15 protein-coding genes and 1 rRNA gene are annotated in these 18100 nt (G+C 66.4%); 5 read left to right on the forward strand and 11 right to left on the reverse strand.

The genetic code is table 11. From position 1 onward, the window contains the following. The first annotated feature begins 54 nt into the window (after positions 1-54). Positions 55-567, forward strand: coding sequence for a MarR family winged helix-turn-helix transcriptional regulator (locus tag AC1EJR_RS16130; RefSeq protein ID WP_092298520.1), 513 nt, complete (start codon positions 55-57; stop codon positions 565-567). A 6-nt stretch (positions 568-573) separates the two neighbouring features. Next, complete coding sequence (locus AC1EJR_RS16135) at positions 574-1041, forward strand: hypothetical protein (protein ID WP_092298518.1); 468 nt, start codon at positions 574-576, stop codon at positions 1039-1041. Between the two features lie 36 nt (positions 1042-1077). Here AC1EJR_RS16135 and AC1EJR_RS16140 read toward each other — a convergent pair whose 3' ends face one another. The 4 genes from AC1EJR_RS16140 to AC1EJR_RS16155 all read right to left on the reverse strand — a co-directional run bounded on the left by AC1EJR_RS16140 (position 1078) and on the right by AC1EJR_RS16155 (position 6959). Next, a complete protein-coding gene (locus AC1EJR_RS16140) occupies positions 1078-2760 on the reverse strand; it encodes a long-chain fatty acid--CoA ligase (protein ID WP_092298515.1) in 1683 nt (560 codons plus the stop codon). A 172-nt stretch (positions 2761-2932) separates the two neighbouring features. Then, positions 2933-3598 carry a TetR/AcrR family transcriptional regulator gene (locus AC1EJR_RS16145; RefSeq protein WP_092298513.1) on the reverse strand — a complete coding sequence of 222 codons (666 nt, stop codon included), beginning with the start codon at positions 3596-3598 and terminating at the stop codon, positions 2933-2935. An 80-nt stretch (positions 3599-3678) separates the two neighbouring features. Then, positions 3679-4845: an aminopeptidase gene (locus tag AC1EJR_RS16150; protein WP_477113396.1), complete on the reverse strand. Its 1167-nt coding sequence runs from the start codon at positions 4843-4845 to the stop codon at positions 3679-3681. Then, complete coding sequence (locus AC1EJR_RS16155; RefSeq protein WP_441592186.1) at positions 4842-6959, reverse strand: molybdopterin-containing oxidoreductase family protein; 2118 nt, start codon at positions 6957-6959, stop codon at positions 4842-4844. Before AC1EJR_RS16155 ends, AC1EJR_RS16150 begins: the two co-directional genes overlap by 4 nt. A gap of 308 nt (positions 6960-7267) precedes the next feature. On the opposite strand from AC1EJR_RS16155, the gene AC1EJR_RS16160 reads away from it, so the two are divergent. Further along, on the forward strand, positions 7268-8455 hold the full coding sequence (locus AC1EJR_RS16160) for an ABC transporter substrate-binding protein (protein WP_092298504.1): 1188 nt from the start codon (positions 7268-7270) through the stop codon (positions 8453-8455). Positions 8456-8495: 40 nt separating this feature from the next. Here the strand turns inward: AC1EJR_RS16160 and AC1EJR_RS16165 are convergent, their stop codons facing one another. The 5 genes from AC1EJR_RS16165 to AC1EJR_RS16185 all read right to left on the reverse strand — a co-directional run bounded on the left by AC1EJR_RS16165 (position 8496) and on the right by AC1EJR_RS16185 (position 14177). Further along, positions 8496-9560 (reverse strand): ABC transporter ATP-binding protein, encoded by a 1065-nt coding sequence (locus AC1EJR_RS16165; protein ID WP_441592184.1) that lies wholly within the window; start codon positions 9558-9560, stop codon positions 8496-8498. Beyond that, the gene (locus tag AC1EJR_RS16170; RefSeq protein ID WP_454757352.1) at positions 9557-10555 is read right to left on the reverse strand and encodes an ABC transporter ATP-binding protein; all 999 of its coding nucleotides are present in this window, start codon (positions 10553-10555) and stop codon (positions 9557-9559) included. Before AC1EJR_RS16170 ends, AC1EJR_RS16165 begins: the two co-directional genes overlap by 4 nt. Positions 10556-10571: 16 nt before the next feature. Beyond that, positions 10572-11510: an ABC transporter permease gene (locus AC1EJR_RS16175; RefSeq protein WP_092298496.1), complete on the reverse strand. Its 939-nt coding sequence runs from the start codon at positions 11508-11510 to the stop codon at positions 10572-10574. Positions 11511-11513: 3 nt separating this feature from the next. Beyond that, positions 11514-12491, reverse strand: a complete 978-nt coding sequence (locus AC1EJR_RS16180; protein WP_092298493.1) for an ABC transporter permease — start codon at positions 12489-12491, stop codon at positions 11514-11516. Positions 12492-12593: 102 nt separating this feature from the next. Further along, positions 12594-14177, reverse strand: coding sequence for an ABC transporter substrate-binding protein (locus AC1EJR_RS16185; RefSeq protein ID WP_092298966.1), 1584 nt, complete (start codon positions 14175-14177; stop codon positions 12594-12596). 348 nt (positions 14178-14525) lie between these two features. On the opposite strand from AC1EJR_RS16185, the gene AC1EJR_RS16190 reads away from it, so the two are divergent. Both AC1EJR_RS16190 and AC1EJR_RS16195 read left to right on the forward strand, forming a co-directional pair. Continuing rightward, a complete protein-coding gene (locus tag AC1EJR_RS16190; RefSeq protein ID WP_092298490.1) occupies positions 14526-15719 on the forward strand; it encodes a M20 aminoacylase family protein in 1194 nt (397 codons plus the stop codon). Positions 15720-15774: 55 nt separating this feature from the next. Further along, positions 15775-16833: a DUF2891 domain-containing protein gene (locus AC1EJR_RS16195; protein ID WP_092298487.1), complete on the forward strand. Its 1059-nt coding sequence runs from the start codon at positions 15775-15777 to the stop codon at positions 16831-16833. A 7-nt stretch (positions 16834-16840) separates the two neighbouring features. Here the strand turns inward: AC1EJR_RS16195 and AC1EJR_RS16200 are convergent, their stop codons facing one another. Beyond that, positions 16841-17782, reverse strand: coding sequence for a DUF3047 domain-containing protein (locus AC1EJR_RS16200; RefSeq protein WP_177219979.1), 942 nt, complete (start codon positions 17780-17782; stop codon positions 16841-16843). 217 nt (positions 17783-17999) lie between these two features. Further along, positions 18000-18100 (reverse strand): 5S ribosomal RNA (gene rrf, locus AC1EJR_RS16205); the annotation flags it as partial.

An 18100-nucleotide genomic window follows, 5' to 3' on the forward strand; every position in this document is an offset into this window, starting at 1 on the left:
CGGACCAGCGCATATACTTGAGGTATCAAACGTTTTGCCTGCCCTGGTATCGCAATGCCCACTTCGCCCACAGCCAACGCGGCGCCCCCGAGTGCCGACCTTGCGCCGGTAGATCTCGAGACCCGCGTCGGCGAGACCAGCCACGAGGCCTTGCGCCTCTGGCTGCGCCTGCTGACCTGCACCAACCTCGTGGAGGGCGACATCCGCTCGCGGTTGCGCCAGGAGTTCGCGGTGACGCTGCCGCGCTTCGACCTGATGTCCCAGCTCGACCGCCACCCCGAGGGCCTCAAGATGGGCGAGTTGTCCCGCCGGATGATGGTGACCGGCGGCAACGTTACCGGCATCACCGACCAGCTCCAGCAAGAGGGCCTGGTCACGCGCGAGGCGTTGCCCACGGACCGCCGCGCCTACCTGATCCGCCTGACCCCCGCCGGCCGCGAGGCATTCTCGCGCATGGCCCGCGCGCACGAGAGCTGGGTGGAACACCTGTTTTCCGGACTGGCCGAGACGGACCGCCGCGCGCTGTTCCGCCTGCTGGGCCGGCTCAAGACCAGCCTTGCCGGCTGAGATGCCATGAAAACCCTGTTCCGCCCGATCCTGACCCTCGCCACGGCCGCTGTGATGGCTGGCCTGTCTGGCTGTGCCCAGACGCCGCCAGCCGCCCCGCAGGTGGCGCCGATGAATGCCACGGTCAAGCTGGGCCGCGTGATCGAGCGAACGTACCTGACCCGTGTGGAGGTGCCCGATGGGGGCAGCTACCCGGGCTATGGCGTGGGCGTGGGGGCGGCTGGCGTGGGTGGAGGCGGCGGGCGCGGCGGCAGCGCCGTGGGGGTGGGATTTTCGATCGACCTGACGCAGCTGTTCAACCGCCGGCCGCCGCAGCAGATCGACCTGTTCCTGTACAAGGTGCAGGCCGCGGACGGGACCGTGGTGAACGTCAACGCGCCGGCGCTGGCCGGGCTGGACCCGGGCGCCTGCGCGCGGGTGATCTATCCGGACGGCGCGCCCCAGCCGCTGATCGCGCCCTCGAACGAGTGCTGAGGGCGCCCGGCTGATCGCAGCGGATTGCGACGCGGCTTAGGCCGCCTTGCGGCTGTCGCGCAGTTCGCGGCGCAGGATCTTGCCGACGTTGGTCTTGGGCAGCTCGGTGCGGAACTCGACATACTTTGGCCGCTTGTAGCCGGTCAGCCGCTCCTTGCAGAACGCGATGACATCGGCCTCGGACAGCGCCGGGTCCTTCTTCACCACGAACAGCTTCACCACCTCGCCCGAATGCTGGTCCGGCACGCCGACGGCTGCCACTTCCAGCACGCCCGGGCACTCCGCGACCACGCCTTCCACCTCGTTCGGATACACGTTGAAGCCCGACACCAGGATCATGTCCTTCTTGCGATCGACGATCTTGGTGTAGCCGCGCTCGTCCATGATGCCGATGTCGCCGGTCTTGAAGAAGCCGTCCGGCGTCATAACCTTGGCCGTCTCGTCCGGGCGATTCCAGTAGCCGGCCATCACCTGCGGGCCGCGCAGGCAGATCTCGCCCGGCTGGCCGAGCGGCAGTTCGTTGCCGTCGTCGTCGCGGATCGAGACCTCGGTGGAAGGCAGCGGCAGGCCGATGGTGCCCGAGAAGGTGTCCGTGTCCGTGGGGTTGCAGGTGGCCGACGGCGAGGTCTCCGACAGCCCGTAGCCCTCGATGACCGGGCAGCCGGTCTTGGCCAGCCAGTTCTTGGCCACCGCCTCCTGCACCGCCATGCCACCGCCGTTGGCCACGCGCAGGCCCGAGAAATCGACCTTGCCGATGTCCGGATTGTTCAGCAGCGCGTTGTAGAGCGTGTTCACCGCCGGGAACATGTTGAACTTGTACTTCTGGAGTTCCTTGACGAAGCCGGGGATGTCACGCGGATTCGGAATCAGGATGCTCAGGCCGCCGCTGCGCATGCCCAGCAGGCAGCAGACCGTCAGCGCGAAGATGTGATACAGCGGCAGCGCGGTGATCGTGATGACCTGGTCGATGGGCGCGCCCTTGGCCAGCGCGGGCTGCATCCAGGCTTCAGATTGCAACACGTTCGACACAATGTTCCGGTGCAGCAGCGTGGCGCCCTTCGAGATCCCCGTGGTGCCGCCCGTGTATTGCAGGAAGGCGATGTCGTCCGGGCCAGTGTCCACCGGCTTGAGCGTCATTTTGGCGCCCTCGGCCAGCACGTCGTTGAAGCGCACGCAGTGCGGCAGCTCCCAGGCCGGCACCATCTTCTTGACGTTGCGCACGACGAAATTGACCACGGCGCCCTTCACGGTGCCGAGCATATCGCCCATGCTGGCCACCACCACGTGCTTGACCGGCGTGGCCGGCAGCACGGCCTGGAGCGTGGCGGCAAAGTTTTCGAGGATGACGATGGCCTCGGCGCCGCTGTCCTTCAACTGGTGTTCCAGTTCACGCGGCGTGTAGAGCGGGTTGACGTTGACCACCACGTAGCCGGCGCGCAGCACGGCGGCCAGCACCACCGGGTACTGAAGCACGTTCGGCATCATGATGGCCACGCGTGCGCCGGGGCGCAGGCCGCGTGACTGGAGCCACGCCGCGAAGTGCGCGGACAGCTGGTCCAGCTCGCCATAGGTAATGGCGCGGTCCATGCAGATGAAGGCGCGACGGTCGGCGTAGGTACGGAACGATTCCTCGAGCAACTGGGCCAGCGAACGGAACTGACTGGCGTCGATCTCTGCCGGTACGCCCGCCGGATAATGTTTCAGCCACAGCTTTTCCATACCGTCTCCTGAATTTCTGAATGGTCGTTCGATTTTTTGGGAATGCTAAACGTGCACGCCTCGCCAGACAACACGTTAGACGAAGTCCTCCACCCACCGGAATCGTGAAATCGTGAATTATGCGCCACTCAGGGGTGGCGGCGAGGGAATACCCCTAGCTCCCCGCCTGGCCTCAGCTCGGCAGCACCAGCTTCATCATGTTGGACGCCAGTTCCTGGGCGAGGGTTTCCTCGTCCATGCGCCCGGGCTCGTGCCAGGTGTACATGAAGCCGATCACGCCGCCCATGGAATGCGCGGTCACGCGGGCATCCCCGAAGGCAAACACGCCGGTGGCGCGCCCTTCCTCGAGCAGCACGTAGAGGTCGCGATAGAAGTCGCGCGCCATGGTGTTGAGCCACGCCACGGTGTCCGGCTTCAGGTACTGGTTGTCGCGGAAGCTCAGCGCCGCCGCCACGTGGCAGCGCACGCAGCGCCGCGCCATCTCCAGCAGGCAGGCGTGCAGGCGCTCGCGCACGGGCAGCGCCGGGTCGGCCGTCTCGCGGATCACCGGCAGGCAGGTCTGGGCCGACTCGCGGCACAGGATGTCGAAGATCTCGTACTTGTCGGCGAAGTAGTAATAGACCGCCGGCTTGGTGACGCCGAGCGCCCGGCACAGGTCGTTCATGGTCATGCCGGGGTAGCCCTTCGTATAGAAGAGCTGGGCGGCGGCATCCAGGATCTGGCGGCGGCGTGCTTCCTGGCGCTCGGCAACGTGCGAGCGCGCCGGACCGTCGTCGGCCAGCGTGGCGGCTTCATCGGCGCGCGGCACGGCGCCGGTTTTCCTGGAGGGGGGTGGCATAGGGCAATTTTCTCATGCGGCGCGCGCTCCACCATCGGGAAACACGCGGCTTGACGGATTGGGCGGGAAGGCGTCGGGTTCTACCGGCCGGTATCGCCTTTGTCTGGGGATTGTGCCGACAGGGGCTTGGGTGGCGGAGGCTGCGGCGGCGACGGTGGCGTGACCTCCGTGGCCGGCGGCGCCAGCCGGCGCAGCGCTGCGTCGCGCTCGGCCGGCGGAAGGTCGCCCAGGCGGCGCGCCTCGGCGTAGAAGCGGGTCCAGTCGCCGCCCGACTTGGCCAGCAGCGCGGTGAACGCAGGCACCCATTGCTGGTAGGTGGCCACGGCGGCCAGGTGGGCATTGGTCAGGGGCTGGTCGAACCAGCGGTCGTAGCCACTGTAGTTGCCCCATTCGGCGCGCTTGTGTGCATAGTCTTCGCGCAGTTCGGTGAAGATCCGCGCCTTGCCCTGGCGCTTGGCCTCATCGTCCAGCGGGGCGCGGTACAGCGCCACGAGCTTGTCACGCGTGCGCAGCAGCATGGCGCGGAAGTCGCGCCGGCGGCTGTCGTAGATCTGGTAGCTGGCGCGGGCGTCCGCTGAGGCAGCGTGCACCAGCCATTGCTCCACCCCGGCCGTCTCCACGGCGGTGGCGAACGACTCGTTGAACGCGGTGTCGTTGCGCACGTAGACCACCTGGTGGGCCAGTTCGTGGAAGATCAGCCGGGCCAGTTCGCCCTCGGGCTGGTAGACGAAGGTATTGAGTAGCGGATCGTCGAAATATCCGAGCGTCGAATAGGCCGGGATCCCGGCCACGTAGGCCTCGAAGCCTTCCCGGCGCAGATCCTTGGCGTACTGCTCGGCGTCCTGGGGATCGTAATAACCGCGATACGTGATGCAGCCGACGATGGGGAAGCACCACTTGCGCAGCTCCATCGACAATTCCGGCGTGGCGAACACACTCCACACCACGTAGGGCCGATGCAGGTTGGCGTAGCGGCGATAACTGCCGTTGTCCGGCAGCTTCAGCTCGCGCGAGGCGTAGTCGCGCATCTGCCGCGCCAGCGTGAGGCGCTGGGCCAGGCGGGTGTCGTTGGCGTTGCGGGCGGCGTCGATGGCGTCGTCGAGCGACTCCGCCTTGGCCATCACGCCCAGATGGCCGCCGACCGACTGATAGTAATAGCCGAGCGTGTCGCAGCCGGCCGCCAGCGCCGCGACGGCCAGCACCACCAGGGTGCCCGCCACGCGCCAGCGGGCCGGCCAGCGCATCATGACGCCACGGCCTCCCTCTCCACCTCGGCCGGCGCGGGCGCCACCTCGACCAGACAGTCGTAGAAGACCGGCGCGCGGCCCAGGTCAGTCAGGCGCTGGCTGGTCAGTTCGTTGGCGTTCTTGCCGTCCGACGCCAGCTTCTTCCACCAGATCGACAAACCCACCACCAGGCCCTGCCGCGCGCGGTCCGTCACGCGGGCGCGGGCCAGCATGCTGCCCCGGTCGTTGAAGGCACGGACCATGGCGCCGTGGACGATGCCGCGCGCGGCGGCGTCCAGCGGATGGATGTCCAGGTGCGGCTCGCCCTCCGTGGCGCGCAGGCTGTCCACGTTGACGAACGAGCTATTGAGGAAATTGCGAGCCGGCGGGGAGATCATCGCCAGCGGATAGCGGGCCGCCAGCTCGGGCGCCGAGGCCGGCGCCTCGTAAGGCGGGACATAGGCCGGCACCGGATCGAGGCCGTCGCGGGCCATCGCCTCGGAGTAAAACTCGCATTTGCCCGATGCCGTGGGGAAGCCGCCCTCGGCGAACGGCGCAGCCGGCAGGTTCAGCTTCTGCCAACCCTGCTCGCGCAGCGAATCCCAGCTGATGCCCTCGGCCCGCTTGTCCTCGCGCAGGATGGCCTGCGCGGCGATGGCCTCGTCGCTATCGGCAAAACACGGCTCGGTGAAGCCCATGCGCGCGGCCAGCCGGCGGAAAATCTCGGTATTCGGCAGCGCCTGGCCCATCGGCGCCACGGCCTGGTTGTTGGCCAGGAAGTAGGTGTGGCCGTAGGCTTTGTGGACGTCCACATGCTCGAGCTGGGTCGTGGCCGGCAGGACGATATCGGCGTAGTCGGCCGTATCGGTGCGGAAATGCTCGAGCACCACGGTAAACAAATCCTCGCGCGCGAAGCCGGCCGCCACCTTGGCCGATTCCGGCGCCACGGCCACCGGGTTGCTGTTGTAGACCACCACGGCTTCGATCTTCGGGCCCTGGGCGCCCGTGCCGTCGTCGAGCAGCGCGTCGCCAATCGTGCTCATGTTCACGGTGCGCGGCACCTGCGGCCAGTCTGGCAGCAGGTCGGGCCGCTGGAGCGCCGCGTGGTCGATCGGGAAGAAACCCGAGGTCGATAGCTGCAAGCCGCCCGCCGGGTGACGCCAGGCGCCGACCAGCGACGGCAGGCTCGCCACCGCGCGCACGGCCTGGCCGCCGCCGTGGGCGCGCTGCATGCCGTAGTTCAGGCGGATGGCCACTGGCTGGCGCTCACGCACCGCGAGTTGGCCGTAGAGGCCGGCGATCCATTCGATGTCTTCCACCGGCACGCCGCAGATCTCGGCGGCGCGGGCCGGCGAGAATTCCATCGCCCGCTCGCGCAGCGCGGCAAAGCCGACCGTGTGCCGTTCGATGTAGTCGTGATCGAGCAAATCGTCGCGGATCAGCACGTGCATGATCGCCAGCGCCAGCGCGCCGTCGGTGCCGGGCATCGGCGCGATGTGGCGGTGGCACTTCTCGGCCGTCAGGGAGCGATACGGGTCGATGGCGACCAGCGTGGCGCCACGGCGCTTGGCTTCCTGCGCGCGGGTCCAGAAATGGAGGTTCGAGGCGATCGGGTTGCCGCCCCAGATGATCACCAGCTTGGCATCGGCCACGTATTCCATGTCCATGCCCACGCTGGCGCCATAGGTATAGCGCAGCGCCGTGGCGCCCGCGCTGGCGCAGATCGTCCGGTCCAGCAGCGAAGCCCCGAGCTTGTGGAAGAAACGCGCGGCCATGCTTTCGCCCTGCACCAGTCCCATGGTGCCGGCGTAGCTGTAGGGGATGATGGCCTGCGGGTCGCGCGCGGCAATGGCGCCGAGGCGGCGGGCCACCTCGTCGAGCGCCTCGTCCCAGGAAATCGGCTCGAACTTGCCCTCCCCCTTCTTGCCGACGCGGCGCAGCGGCGTCAGCAGCCGGTCAGGGTGGTAGGTGCGTTCCGTATAGCGGGAAACCTTGGTGCACAGCACGCCCTGGGTGGCCGGGTGGTCGGGGTCGCCGGCCACCTTGATGGCCCGGCCGTCCTCGACGGTGACGAGCAGCGCACAGGTGTCGGGGCAATCGTGGGGGCAGGCGGCGCGGACGATACGGGTGGCCATGGTGATGTCGGACGTGGGGCGGCTGGGGGGCCTTGGGGCCTGGGGCGATGGATTTCTGGCGACGGAGCGGGCCAGGCGGCCGTCATGTCTGGGGGCATGACTGTGGCGCAAGCGCCTCGCCGGAGGGTCCCGAACCGGGAGAAATTGTTTGGCTCCGATTGTATTCGATTATGATGTTCCGGCGCTGCCGGGCAAACCGCCCGACAGTCCGGCCACCGTGCCGGAACCCCCTCACAGGCAACAGACCGGGCGGGGGCCGCGGGGTACAGAAGCACAAGAACACTTTGGATTTTTTGACGGGGATTCACATGGTTTTGCATTCTGGGGTCACGCGCCGGCGCTTTGCCGGCCTGCTGGCGGCGTGCGCCGTCGTCGCATCCGGCGCGGCAAGCGCGGCCAACACTACGGCCGCCGAGACCGGCGTTACGGCCGACACCATCCTGCTCGGCCAGTCCGCCGCGCTGACCGGCTCCACCGCGGTGCTCGGCAAGCAGATGAACTCGGGCGCGCGGCTTTATTTCGACTACATCAACCAGCAAGGCGGCGTGTTCGGCCGCAAGATCGAACTCAAGGCGCTGGACGATGCCTACGAGCCGGACGATGCCATCAAGAACACCAAAAAGCTGATCGAGGAAGACCGCGTCTTCGCGCTGTTCGGCTACGTGGGCACGCCGACCAGCCAGGCCGCCGTGCCACTGGCCAACCAGGCGCGCGTGCCGTTCTTCGCCCCGTTCACGGGCGCCCAGTCGCTGCGCGACCCGCGCAGCCGCTACGTCTTCCACGTGCGCGCCGGCTACGACGAGGAAACTTCCGCCATCGTGCGCCAGATCCGCACCACGGGCCTGAAGCGCGTGGCCGTGGTCTATAACGACGACGCCTACGGCAAGGCCGGCATCGCCGGGGTGGAGCAGGCGATCAAGTCGCTCCCGGCCGACAGCGGCGTGAAGCTGGTCGCCCAGGAGTCGGTGATCCGCAACACGGTGGAGATCGGCGACGCGATGCAGGGCGCCATGAAGGCCAGCCCGGACGCCATCGTGCTGATCAGCGCCTACCGCACCGTGGGCGCGTTCGTGAAGGAAGCCCTGCGGCGCGGCTACAGCGGCCAGTTCTACAACGTGTCCTTCGTCGGCACCCAGGCGCTGGCCAAGGAAGTGGGCCCGCTGGGCAGCGGCGTGATCATCTCGCAGGTGATGCCGCACCCGGGCAACGCCACGCTGCCGGTGGTGCGCGAGTACCTGCGCCTGCTGCAGGCGTCCGGCAAGCAGAACGACTTCGACTACGCCAGTATCGAGGGCTTCATCGCCGCCAAGGCGTTCGTGGAAGGGCTGCGCCGCACCGGGCGCGAGGTCACGCGCGAGAAGTTCATCACCGCCGTGGAAAGCATGCGCAACGTGGATCTGGGCGGCTTCATCGTCCAGTACGGGCCAGAGAACCACGTGGGATCGAAATTCGTCGAAATGACGATCATCAACTCGCGCGGCGTGGTGATTCGCTGACCGCACCTGGGGCGCCCCTCCTGGGGCGGAGGGGCCCCTTTCAAGCCATATCGTTCAGATGGCACGCCGAGAAGCGTAGCGGCGCGATCTCCTTCAGCATCGGCTGTTCCTCCCGGCAGCGCGGCATCGCGTGCGGGCAGCGCGGGTGGAAGTGGCAGCCCAGCGGCGGGTTCAGCGGCGACGGGATCTCGCCCCGGATCGCCACATAGGTCTTCTTGCCCACTTCCAGCTTGGGCGCCTCGGCCAGCAGCGCCTGCGTGTACGGGTGGTTCGGCGCCGCGAACACGTCCTCGGTGGGCGCCGACTCCACCACCCTCCCCAGATACATGATCACCACGCGGTCGCTGATGTGCTTGACCACGCCCAGGTCATGGCTGATGAACAGGTAGGTCAGGTTCAGGTCTTCCCGCAGGCGCATGAACAGGTTCAGGACCTGGGCCTGGATCGAGACATCGAGCGCCGCCACCGATTCGTCGCAGACCAGGAATTCCGGCTTCACGGCCAAGGCCCGGGCGATGCCGATGCGCGCCCGCTGTCCGCCCGAGAACTGGTGCGGGAAGCGGCGCAGCACGGTGGGATCCATGCCCACGCGTACGAGCATGTCTTCCACATAGGTCTTCTGGGCGCCCTTCTCGACCATGCCGTGCACCACGGGTGCCTCGCCGACGATATCGAGCACGCGCAGCCGGGGGTTCAGGGACGCGTACGGGTCCTGGAAGATCATCTGGATGGCGAGCTGCTTCTCGCGGCGCTTGTCCGGCGGCAGGCGGTCCAGATCCACGCCGCGCCAGAACCGTTCGCCCTCGGTCAGCGTATGGAGCCCCACGGCCATCCGGCCCAGCGTGGACTTGCCGCAGCCCGACTCGCCCACCAGCCCGACCACCTCGCCCGCGCGGATCGCCAGGTCCACGCGATCTACGGCATGCACCACCTCCACGCGCTGCTTCGCGCCGAAGACATTGGCGATTTTGGCCGCCACGTCGAGCGTCTTGACGAAGCGCTTGGACACCGCGCGCAACTCCAGCAGCGGCGCGGGAGGCGTCGCGGGCTCGGTCGGCGTGATGTTGGCGGCACTCGCCGGAGTATCGATCACGGACTGGCTCATGCGGCCTCCTGCTGGGCAAGTACCGGGTGGAAGCAGCGCAGCTCCCGGCCGTCTGGCGAGGTGCCGAGCGGCGGTTCGGTCTTGCAGATGTCGGTCGCGTAGGGGCAGCGCTCGCGGAACGAGCAGCCGCCGGGCAGATTCAGCAGCGATGGCGTCATCCCCGGAATCTGCCGCAGCGGCGTGCCGCGCGGGTTGCGCGACGGCGCCGAGCCGATCAGCCCGTGCGTGTACGGGTGCTCGGGATGCTCCAGCACCTGGCGCACATCGCCCGATTCCACGATCTTGCCGGCGTACATCACGCAGACCTTGTCCGCGAGCCCGGCCACCACGGACAGGTCGTGCGTGATCCAGATCAGCGCGGTGCCCGATTCCCGGCACAGCGACTGCATCTCATAGAGGATCTGGCCCTGGATGGTCACGTCCAGCGCCGTGGTCGGCTCATCGGCAATGATCAGGTCCGGCTTGTTGAGCAGCGCGATGGCAATCGCCACGCGCTGGCGCATGCCGCCCGAGAACTGGTGCGGGTAGGCGGTCAGGCGCTCGTCCGGCGAGGGAATGCCGACCCGGGCCAGCGCGTTGCGCGCCCGCTCGCGGGCGGCCGGCTTGCTGACGTTGTCGTGCGCGCGCACGGCCTCGATCATCTGGGTGTCGATGCGCAGGACCGGGTTCAGCGTCATCATCGGGTCCTGGAAAATCATTGCGATGCGGTTACCGCGCACGTCGCGCTGCTGGGCGGGGGTGAGCGCGCGGAGGTCGCGCGTCACGCCGTCGCGGCTGGTCAGCGCGATCCGGCCGTCGACGACTTTGCCGGGCGCATCGATCAGGCCCATGATCGAATAGCCGGTCATCGACTTGCCCGAGCCGGACTCCCCGACCAGGCCCATGATCTCGCCGCGGTTGACCGAGAACGACACGTCGTCCACGGCCTTGGCCACGCCGGCGCGCGTGAAAAACTGCGTTTTCAGGTGTTCGACCACCAGGGTAGGTTGGCTCATGCGCGCTCCTGGGCGGTCATTGCGTTTGCAGGCGCGGGTTCAGCACGTCGCGCAACTGGTCGGCCACGAGGTTCATCGACACGATGGTCACCACCAGCGCGATCCCCGGGAAGAAGCTGATCCAGTACTTGCCGGACAGCATGTACTGCTGGCCGTTCGAAATCAGCGAGCCGAGCGACGGCTCCGTGACCGGCACGCCGAGCCCGAGGAACGACAGCGTGGCCTCCAGCGTGATGGCCGATGCCACCTGCAGCGCGGCGATCACGATCAGCGGCGGCAGGCAGTTCGGCAGCAGGTGGCGGAACATGATGCGCCCCGGCGGCAGGCCCAGGCAGGTGGCGGCCTCGATGTACTCCTTGCGCCGCTCCACCAGCGCCGCGCTGCGGGTGGTGCGCGCGTAGTAGGCCCATTGCACCGCCACCAGGGCGATAACGATGTTGCCGAGGCCCGGCCGCAGGAAGGCCAGCAGGATCAGCGCCAGCAGAATCGGCGGAAACGAAAGCTGGAGATCGGCCACGCGCATGATCAGCGCCTCGATGCGGCCACCGAGGAAGCCGGCCAGCAGGCCGAGCGTCGCCCCCAGCAGCAGCGCGATCACCGTGCTGAGCACCCCCACGCCGATACTGATACGCAGGCCGTACATCACGGCGGAGAGGATGTCGCGCCCCTGCTCGTCCGAGCCCAGCAGGAAGGTCAGGCCGCTGCCGGCCTGTTCGCCCGGGGCCATCCGTGCGTCGAGCACGTCCAGCGTGGCCAGGTCGTACGGATTCTGCGGCGCCAGCCATGGCGCGAAGATCGCAATCAGGATGATGAGGCCGAGCGTCACCAGCCCCAGCACGGCCAGCTTGCTCTCCAGGAACTGCCGGGCGAAGCGGCGGAACGGCGTCTGCTCCTTCGCCGGCACGGCCGGGATCGCGACTTCCTTGGTTGGGTTCGGTACGGTGCTCGCGCTCATGGCTCAGCCCTTGTTGTCGGCAATGCGCACGCGCGGATCGAGCATGCTGTAGACGATGTCCACCACGAGGTTGATCAGGATGAACAGCGTCACGATCACCATCAGGTAGGCCACGATCACCGGGCGGTCCAGCAACTGGATCGAGTCGATGATGAGCTTGCCCATGCCGGGCCAGGCGAAGATCGACTCGGTCACGATGGCGAACGCGATGATCGAGCCGAACTGGAGCGCGATCACGGTCACGATCGGGATCAGAATATTCTTAAGAACGTGCACCCCGACGATGCGGGAGTTCGACAAGCCCTTGGCCCGGGCGAACTTCACGTAGTCCTGCAGCATGGCCTCCTGCGTGCCGGCGCGCGTGAGCCGGATCACCATGGCGATGTTCAGCAGCGACAGCGTGACCGCCGGCAGGATCAGGTGGCGGATGCCGTCCACGGTCAGGAAGCTGAGCGGGATGCCCAGCACCCGCACGGTCTCGCCCCGGCCATTCGACGGCAGCCAGCCAAGCTGCACCGCGAACACCATGATCAGCATCAGGCCGACCCAGAACGTGGGCAGCGAGAAGCCCAGGATCGATATCGTCATGATCGACTTGCCGGCCACGCCGGTGGGCCGGAGCCCAGCCCAGAGACCTAGCGGAATGCCGAGAACGATGGCCAGCAGGATGGCCGTGACGGCCAGTTCCATGGTCGCCGGCATGCGCTCGAAGATCAGCTTCAGTGCGGGCGTGCCATGCGCGAACGACATGCCGAGGTTGCCGTGCAAGGCGTTCTGCAGAAAGATCCAGTACTGTTCCCAGAGCGGCTTGTCCAGCCCGAGCGCGGCGATGGTGCGCTTGATGTCCTCCTGGTCCGCCTGCGGACTGATGAGGATGTCGACCGGGTTGCCGATCGCAAAAACGCCAAGAAAGACGAGCAGCGACATGACGAGGAGCACGACCACGCTCTGCATCAGGCGCCGGATGATGAAAACCAGCATGGTGGAGACACTATCCTTTCGCCGGCAACGGTCCCCAGGTCAGGGACCGTTGCACGACGGCATCCGCTGCTAGCTTAGTGCAGCCGATTGACCCCAGCCGACTTATTGCGGCTTGAAGTTATGCGCATAAGTGCGCTCGTCGGTACGCGGCACGTAGGTGATGCCCTTCTGCGTGGCCCACGTGGTGACTTGCTGGTGGATCGGGATGATGCCGCCGTCGTTGATGGCGATGGCCGTGGCTTCCTGCAGCAGCTTCGATCGTTCAGCGTCTTCCACCGTGGCCAGCGCCTTCTCTAGTACGACGTCCATTTTTGGATTGCAGTACTCGCCCCAGTTGGTCGTGCCGAAGCCCTTCTTCGAGTCCTCGCAGGCGAGCAGCGCACGCAGCGGCGAGCTGACCTCGCCGGTCTGGGCGCCCCATCCGAGCAGGCCGAACGACCACTCGTGCTTGATACCCTTCGACGAATAGGTGGCCATCGGCATGCCTTCCACCTTGGTGGCGATGCCAATCCGCGTCAGGTTCTGGGCGATGGTCTGGGCAATCTTCTCATCGTTCACGTAACGGTTGTTCGGCGTGTGCAGCGTGACGCCGAAGCCGTTGGGGTAGCCCGCCTCCGCGAGCAGCTTCTTGGCGCCTTCGGGATCGTATTTCACCGTCTTCAGGGCCGGGTTGTAGCCGAACAGCGTGGGCGGCACGAGGTTGTTGGTCGGCTCGGAAAGCCCTTCCATCAGCCGGTCCTTGATGCCCTGCCGGTTGATGGCCATGCTGATGGCGTTCCGCACGCGCGCATCCTTGAGCGGATTCTTATCCATCGGCTGGCCGTCCTTGGTGGTGACGTACGGCGACTTGTCGCGCTTGGCATCGAAAAACAGGTAGATCACGCGGTGCGAGATCTTGCTGAAGAACGACAGCTTCGGGTCCTGGCGCACCTTGGGCAGGTCCGGCGTCGGCACGTTCTCGATGGCCTGCACGTCACCGGACAGCAGCGCGGCGAGGCGCGTGGCCGGGTTCGGGATGAAGCGCAGCGTGACCTTGTCCCAGGCCGGCTTCGGGCCCCAGTAGTCGGGGTTCTTGACCAGTTCGACCCGGTCGTCGCGGGCGTAGCTCACGAACTTGAACGGCCCGGTGCCGACCATGCCCTTGCCCTGCGCGAAGTCGTCGGACGTCAGGCCCTGCGTGGCCTTCTTCTGCACCATGAAGATCGACGTCAGGTCGTTCAACATCAACGGATACGGCTGGTTGGTGGTCAGCTGGAGCGTGTACTTATCGATCACCTTCTTGTTGATGATCGCCTTGGTATAGACGTCGAACTTGCCCGGGCTGTTCAGGATCGTGGCGGGGCGGTCGAGCGACCAGACCACGTCCTCGGTCGTCAGCTCGGTGCCGTCATGCCACTTCACGCCCTTGCGGATCTTGAATTCCCACGTGAGGTTGTTCACGAGCTTCCAGGACTCGGCCAGGCCCGGAATGATGCGGCTGTCCGGGTCGAGCTTCACCAGGGAGTCGAACACGTGTTCGGACACGTTGATGTTCGAGAACAGGTTATAGAAATGCGGATCCATCGAGGTCGGCGGCGAACTCATGGCGATCTTCAGGTCGACCGCCTGGGCGGGCGCGGCCAGGCCGAGGCCGAGGGCGCTCGCCAGCAGCACGGCGGCGGCGGTATTGCCGACCCTCTTGCTCATGGCGATCTTGACCTTGTTGACAGTGCGAAGGGACATCGCGCGTTTCTCCCTGTGGGAAGTCTGAAATGACAATAAGGAGCAGTCGTCGCCTGCGCAATAAGAAATCGCCGCATTTTGGTGCGGTCCATTCTGCATCGCGGATCCGGGCGCGACCGGCCAGGCACTTCAAGCATGAACTGTTCCAGCAGTGGAACGGCAGCGCCATGCGGGGAAACCCACCCGGCGAGGGGTGCGCGGGCGCGCGAGGTGCTGTGCTGCAGTGCGCCAAGTCGGGGCGCCAAGGTCCGTCTTTGGCGCTTTGCAGGCAGACAGGTATGATCGGGGTATCCCACTGCCCGGTACGGCACCATGAAGCTCATCCCAGAAATCCTCCAGGCGCAAGCCGAAATCCGCACCCTCCGCCGCGACATCCACGCCCATCCCGAACTCTGCTTCGAAGAACAGCGCACCGCTGATCTGGTCGCAAAAAGCTTGGAATCGTGGGGCATCGAGGTCCATCGCGGGCTTGGCACGACGGGGCTCGTCGGCGTGATCCGCAACGGCAACAGCGGCCGTTCGATTGGCCTGCGTGCCGACATGGATGCACTGCCACTGCAGGAAGCCAATACCTTCGGCCATCGCTCGCAGCACGACGGCAAGATGCACGCTTGCGGCCATGACGGCCATACGGCGATGCTGCTTGGCGCGGCGCGCTACCTCGCCGAGCACCGTAATTTCGACGGTACCGTCAACCTGATCTTCCAGCCGGCCGAAGAGGGCGGCGGCGGCGCGCGCGAGATGATCAAGGACGGGCTGTTCAAGCGTTTTCCGTGCGATGCCGTCTTCGGCATGCACAACTGGCCGGGCATGCCGGTGGGCTCGTTCGGCACCACGGCCGGGCCGCTGATGGCATCGAGCAATGAATTCCGCATCGTCGTGAAGGGCAAGGGCGCCCACGCGGCCATGCCGCACAACGGCTTCGACCCAGTCTTCACCGGCACGCAGATCGTCTCGGCGCTGCAGGGCATCATCACGCGCAACAAGCGGCCGATCGACACGGCCGTGATCTCCGTGACCCAGTTCCACGCCGGCGATGCCACCAACATCGTGCCGGATCAGGCATGGATCGGCGGCACGGTGCGGACGTTCACGGTGCCGGTGCTCGACCTGATCGAGCGGCGCATGGAAGAGGTGTCGCGCGCGGTGGCGTCGGCGTTCGACTGCACCATCGAATTCGAATTCCGCCGCAACTACCCGCCGACGATCAACAGCGCCGCCGAGGCGGAGTTCGCGGTGGGCGTGGCCAGCGAGGTGGTGGGCGCGGACCATGTGGACGGCAACGTCGAGCCGACCATGGGCGCCGAGGACTTCTCGTTCATGCTCCAGGAAAAGCCGGGCTGCTACCTGTTCATCGGCAATGGCGAGGGCACGCACCGCGAGGCCGGCCACGGCATGGGACCGTGCATGCTGCACAACCCCAGCTACGACTTCAACGACGAGCTGCTGCCGGTGGGCTCGACGTTCTTCGTGAAACTCGTGGAGAAGTGGCTCGCTGCCGCCTAAGTTTGGCGTTGATTGCGGGCAGCTTTTCAGAATCCGCTCATAGGAAAGGCCGGCGATGACGCATACGCTGTTGGACGACAACACGGCGGAAGGCTTCGCCCGGGTGGCGCTGGACAACATCGTCCGTCCCTATCCGTACAAGCTCGACCACCTGATGGCGCGTGCCGGCGATCTCACCGAGCCGGCGGTGGCGCATCCGGTCTTCTATGGCAGCTACGACTGGCATTCGTCGGTCCATATGCATTGGCTGCTGGTGCGACTGCTGGCGACGCGCCCGGACCTGCCGATCGCACCGCAGATCCGGCAGACGCTCGACGCGCAACTTCGCCCTGAGGCATTGGCGACGGAGTTGGCGTACTTCGAGCGTCCGGGCTCGCGCACGTTCGAGCGCCCGTACGGCTGGGCGTGGGTGCTGCGGCTTCAGTCGGAATTGACGCTGCTGGGCGCTGCCGACCCACAGGCAGCGCAATGGGCAGCAGCTTGTGCGCCCCTGGCCGACCACCTCGCGCTGCGTCTGATCGAATCCATCGAAATCGCCGATTTCCCGGTGCGGACCGGCACCCATTTCAACAGCGCGTTTGCGCTGGTGATGGCGCTGCATTTCGCGCGTAGCACGCAGCATCTGGCGCTGCGCAAGGCCATTGTCCGGCGCGCGCACCGCTGGTTCGGACATGATCAACGGTATCCCGCCCGCTACGAGCCGGGCGGCGACGAGTTCCTGTCAGGTGGATTGATCGAAGCGGTCCTGATGCAGCAGGTGACCGACGACGACTGCTCGTTCGGGGACTGGTGGGAGATGTTCTCGCCAGGGCAGGCCGAGTTGGCGACCTGGCTGACGCCGGTGACGGTGGCGGATCGCACGGACCCGAAGATGTCGCACCTGGACGGCCTGAACCTGTCCCGTGCATGGTGCTGGCGGCTGCTGGGGCCCGCCCTGCCCCCGACGCTCCAGCCGCTGGCTGTGCGGGCGTGGTCCGATCACCTCGAGGCGTCACTGCCGCAGGCGGTGGGCGGCCACTACGTCGCCACCCATTGGCTGGCGACGTTCGCCCTGCTCGCGCTCGAGGACACGGCGCCAAGCCAGGCCTCCGCTTGCTCAATCGACCAGGACTAGCCCCCGGTCAATCGAGGACGATGTCCCCGTACCAGGACTCCGCGCGGCTCTTGGTATTGTCGGTATCGGTCATCAGCCCCACGGCGATGACCTTGCCGGGATCGGTCCCGAACGCCTTGCGGTAGTCCGCGCGCAGATCGCGCTCATGGCAGCGCCAGCTATTGGCGTGGCGCGTGCCCGAATCGACCACGATCATGCGGACGCGATCCGTATGGGGGTTGTTCAACACCGCGCCGGCGGGACGGCGACCGCCCCAGATGTACATCAGCGTGGCGTAAGGCATCTCACGGCCCGTGGTGATGCGGGCCATTTCGTACATGAGCTGGTCGCGCAGCGACAGCTTGGCCGTATCGCCATCAAAGGCGACGAAGATGCGCAAAGGCGCGTCTTCCCGCTGGCCCATCGCGTTGTCGGCGCTACGGATCACGTCGCGCGTCTTCCACATCCAGCGAAGCATGCCGGGGTCGCGCTGCGTCAGTGGCACATAGAGCCCCGATGCGGAACTGTCGGCCTGGGCATGCAGCACCAGGCGCTGATCCACTTCGGTCAGCGTGTAGCGTGTGGGGGTCTTGTTGCGGTTGATCGTCCACGGCTGCCAGCCCGCAGGAAGATTGGCGAGCGACGCGGACGCTGAAAATGGAGGAAGTTCGGGCAATGCCACGGGCGCGGCAGCACTGCCTTCGCCCTCGCCATCGGGGTCGCCGCCAGCCTCAGCATCGGCATTCCGCTGCGTGGCCAGCACGGTCGCGATATTCGCCGCCTCCAGCGCATCGACGTGAACAGCCGACTTCATGCCGGCTTTAGCCGCGAATGTCTTGCAATCCACTTCGGCCACTGGGACCATTTTCGTCGGATCGAAGGGAGGATTTCCCCCGCTCGATGCACATCCCGCCAACAACAACACGCCTGCCATGCTGGCAAGCGCGGGCCATAACTTCGTGGCCGCCATGTAACCCCCTAAACCCAATTTCTCGTCGCTGCTTCGCGCCTAGACCCGGCGCTTGTAGGAAACATAACAGAACGAAATCCGCGCCGGAATACTCCGGTACCCTGAATACAACAGCGATACGACGCTGAAATGACGAGGGCTTCGCGGCGCGAACGAAATCGTCGCCGCAAAAGCAAAACCCCCAGCCTTTATGGGGCTGGGGGTTCTGGGTATAAGAGCCTGGCGATGACCTACTTTCACACGGGTAGTCCGCACTATCATCGGCGCAAAGTCGTTTCACGGTCCTGTTCGGGATGGGAAGGGGTGGTTCCGACTCGC

It is taken from the genome of Cupriavidus sp. 05T42 (genome assembly GCF_056396345.1).

Coding starts and splice junctions, on each gene's coding strand:
- AC1EJR_RS16200 (WP_177219979.1), bottom strand. CDS start 17,782: ATGGCGGCCACGAAGTTATGGCCCGCGCTTGCCAGCATGGCAGGCGTG.
- AC1EJR_RS16195 (WP_092298487.1), top strand. CDS start 15,775: ATGACGCATACGCTGTTGGACGACAACACGGCGGAAGGCTTCGCCCGG.
- AC1EJR_RS16160 (WP_092298504.1), top strand. CDS start 7,268: ATGGTTTTGCATTCTGGGGTCACGCGCCGGCGCTTTGCCGGCCTGCTG.
- AC1EJR_RS16155 (WP_441592186.1), bottom strand. CDS start 6,959: ATGGCCACCCGTATCGTCCGCGCCGCCTGCCCCCACGATTGCCCCGAC.
- AC1EJR_RS16175 (WP_092298496.1), bottom strand. CDS start 11,510: ATGAGCGCGAGCACCGTACCGAACCCAACCAAGGAAGTCGCGATCCCG.
- AC1EJR_RS16185 (WP_092298966.1), bottom strand. CDS start 14,177: ATGAGCAAGAGGGTCGGCAATACCGCCGCCGCCGTGCTGCTGGCGAGC.
- AC1EJR_RS16140 (WP_092298515.1), bottom strand. CDS start 2,760: ATGGAAAAGCTGTGGCTGAAACATTATCCGGCGGGCGTACCGGCAGAG.
- AC1EJR_RS16180 (WP_092298493.1), bottom strand. CDS start 12,491: ATGCTGGTTTTCATCATCCGGCGCCTGATGCAGAGCGTGGTCGTGCTC.
- AC1EJR_RS16135 (WP_092298518.1), top strand. CDS start 574: ATGAAAACCCTGTTCCGCCCGATCCTGACCCTCGCCACGGCCGCTGTG.
- AC1EJR_RS16130 (WP_092298520.1), top strand. CDS start 55: ATGCCCACTTCGCCCACAGCCAACGCGGCGCCCCCGAGTGCCGACCTT.
- AC1EJR_RS16170 (WP_454757352.1), bottom strand. CDS start 10,555: ATGAGCCAACCTACCCTGGTGGTCGAACACCTGAAAACGCAGTTTTTC.
- AC1EJR_RS16165 (WP_441592184.1), bottom strand. CDS start 9,560: ATGAGCCAGTCCGTGATCGATACTCCGGCGAGTGCCGCCAACATCACG.
- AC1EJR_RS16150 (WP_477113396.1), bottom strand. CDS start 4,845: ATGATGCGCTGGCCGGCCCGCTGGCGCGTGGCGGGCACCCTGGTGGTG.
- AC1EJR_RS16145 (WP_092298513.1), bottom strand. CDS start 3,598: ATGCCACCCCCCTCCAGGAAAACCGGCGCCGTGCCGCGCGCCGATGAA.
- AC1EJR_RS16190 (WP_092298490.1), top strand. CDS start 14,526: ATGAAGCTCATCCCAGAAATCCTCCAGGCGCAAGCCGAAATCCGCACC.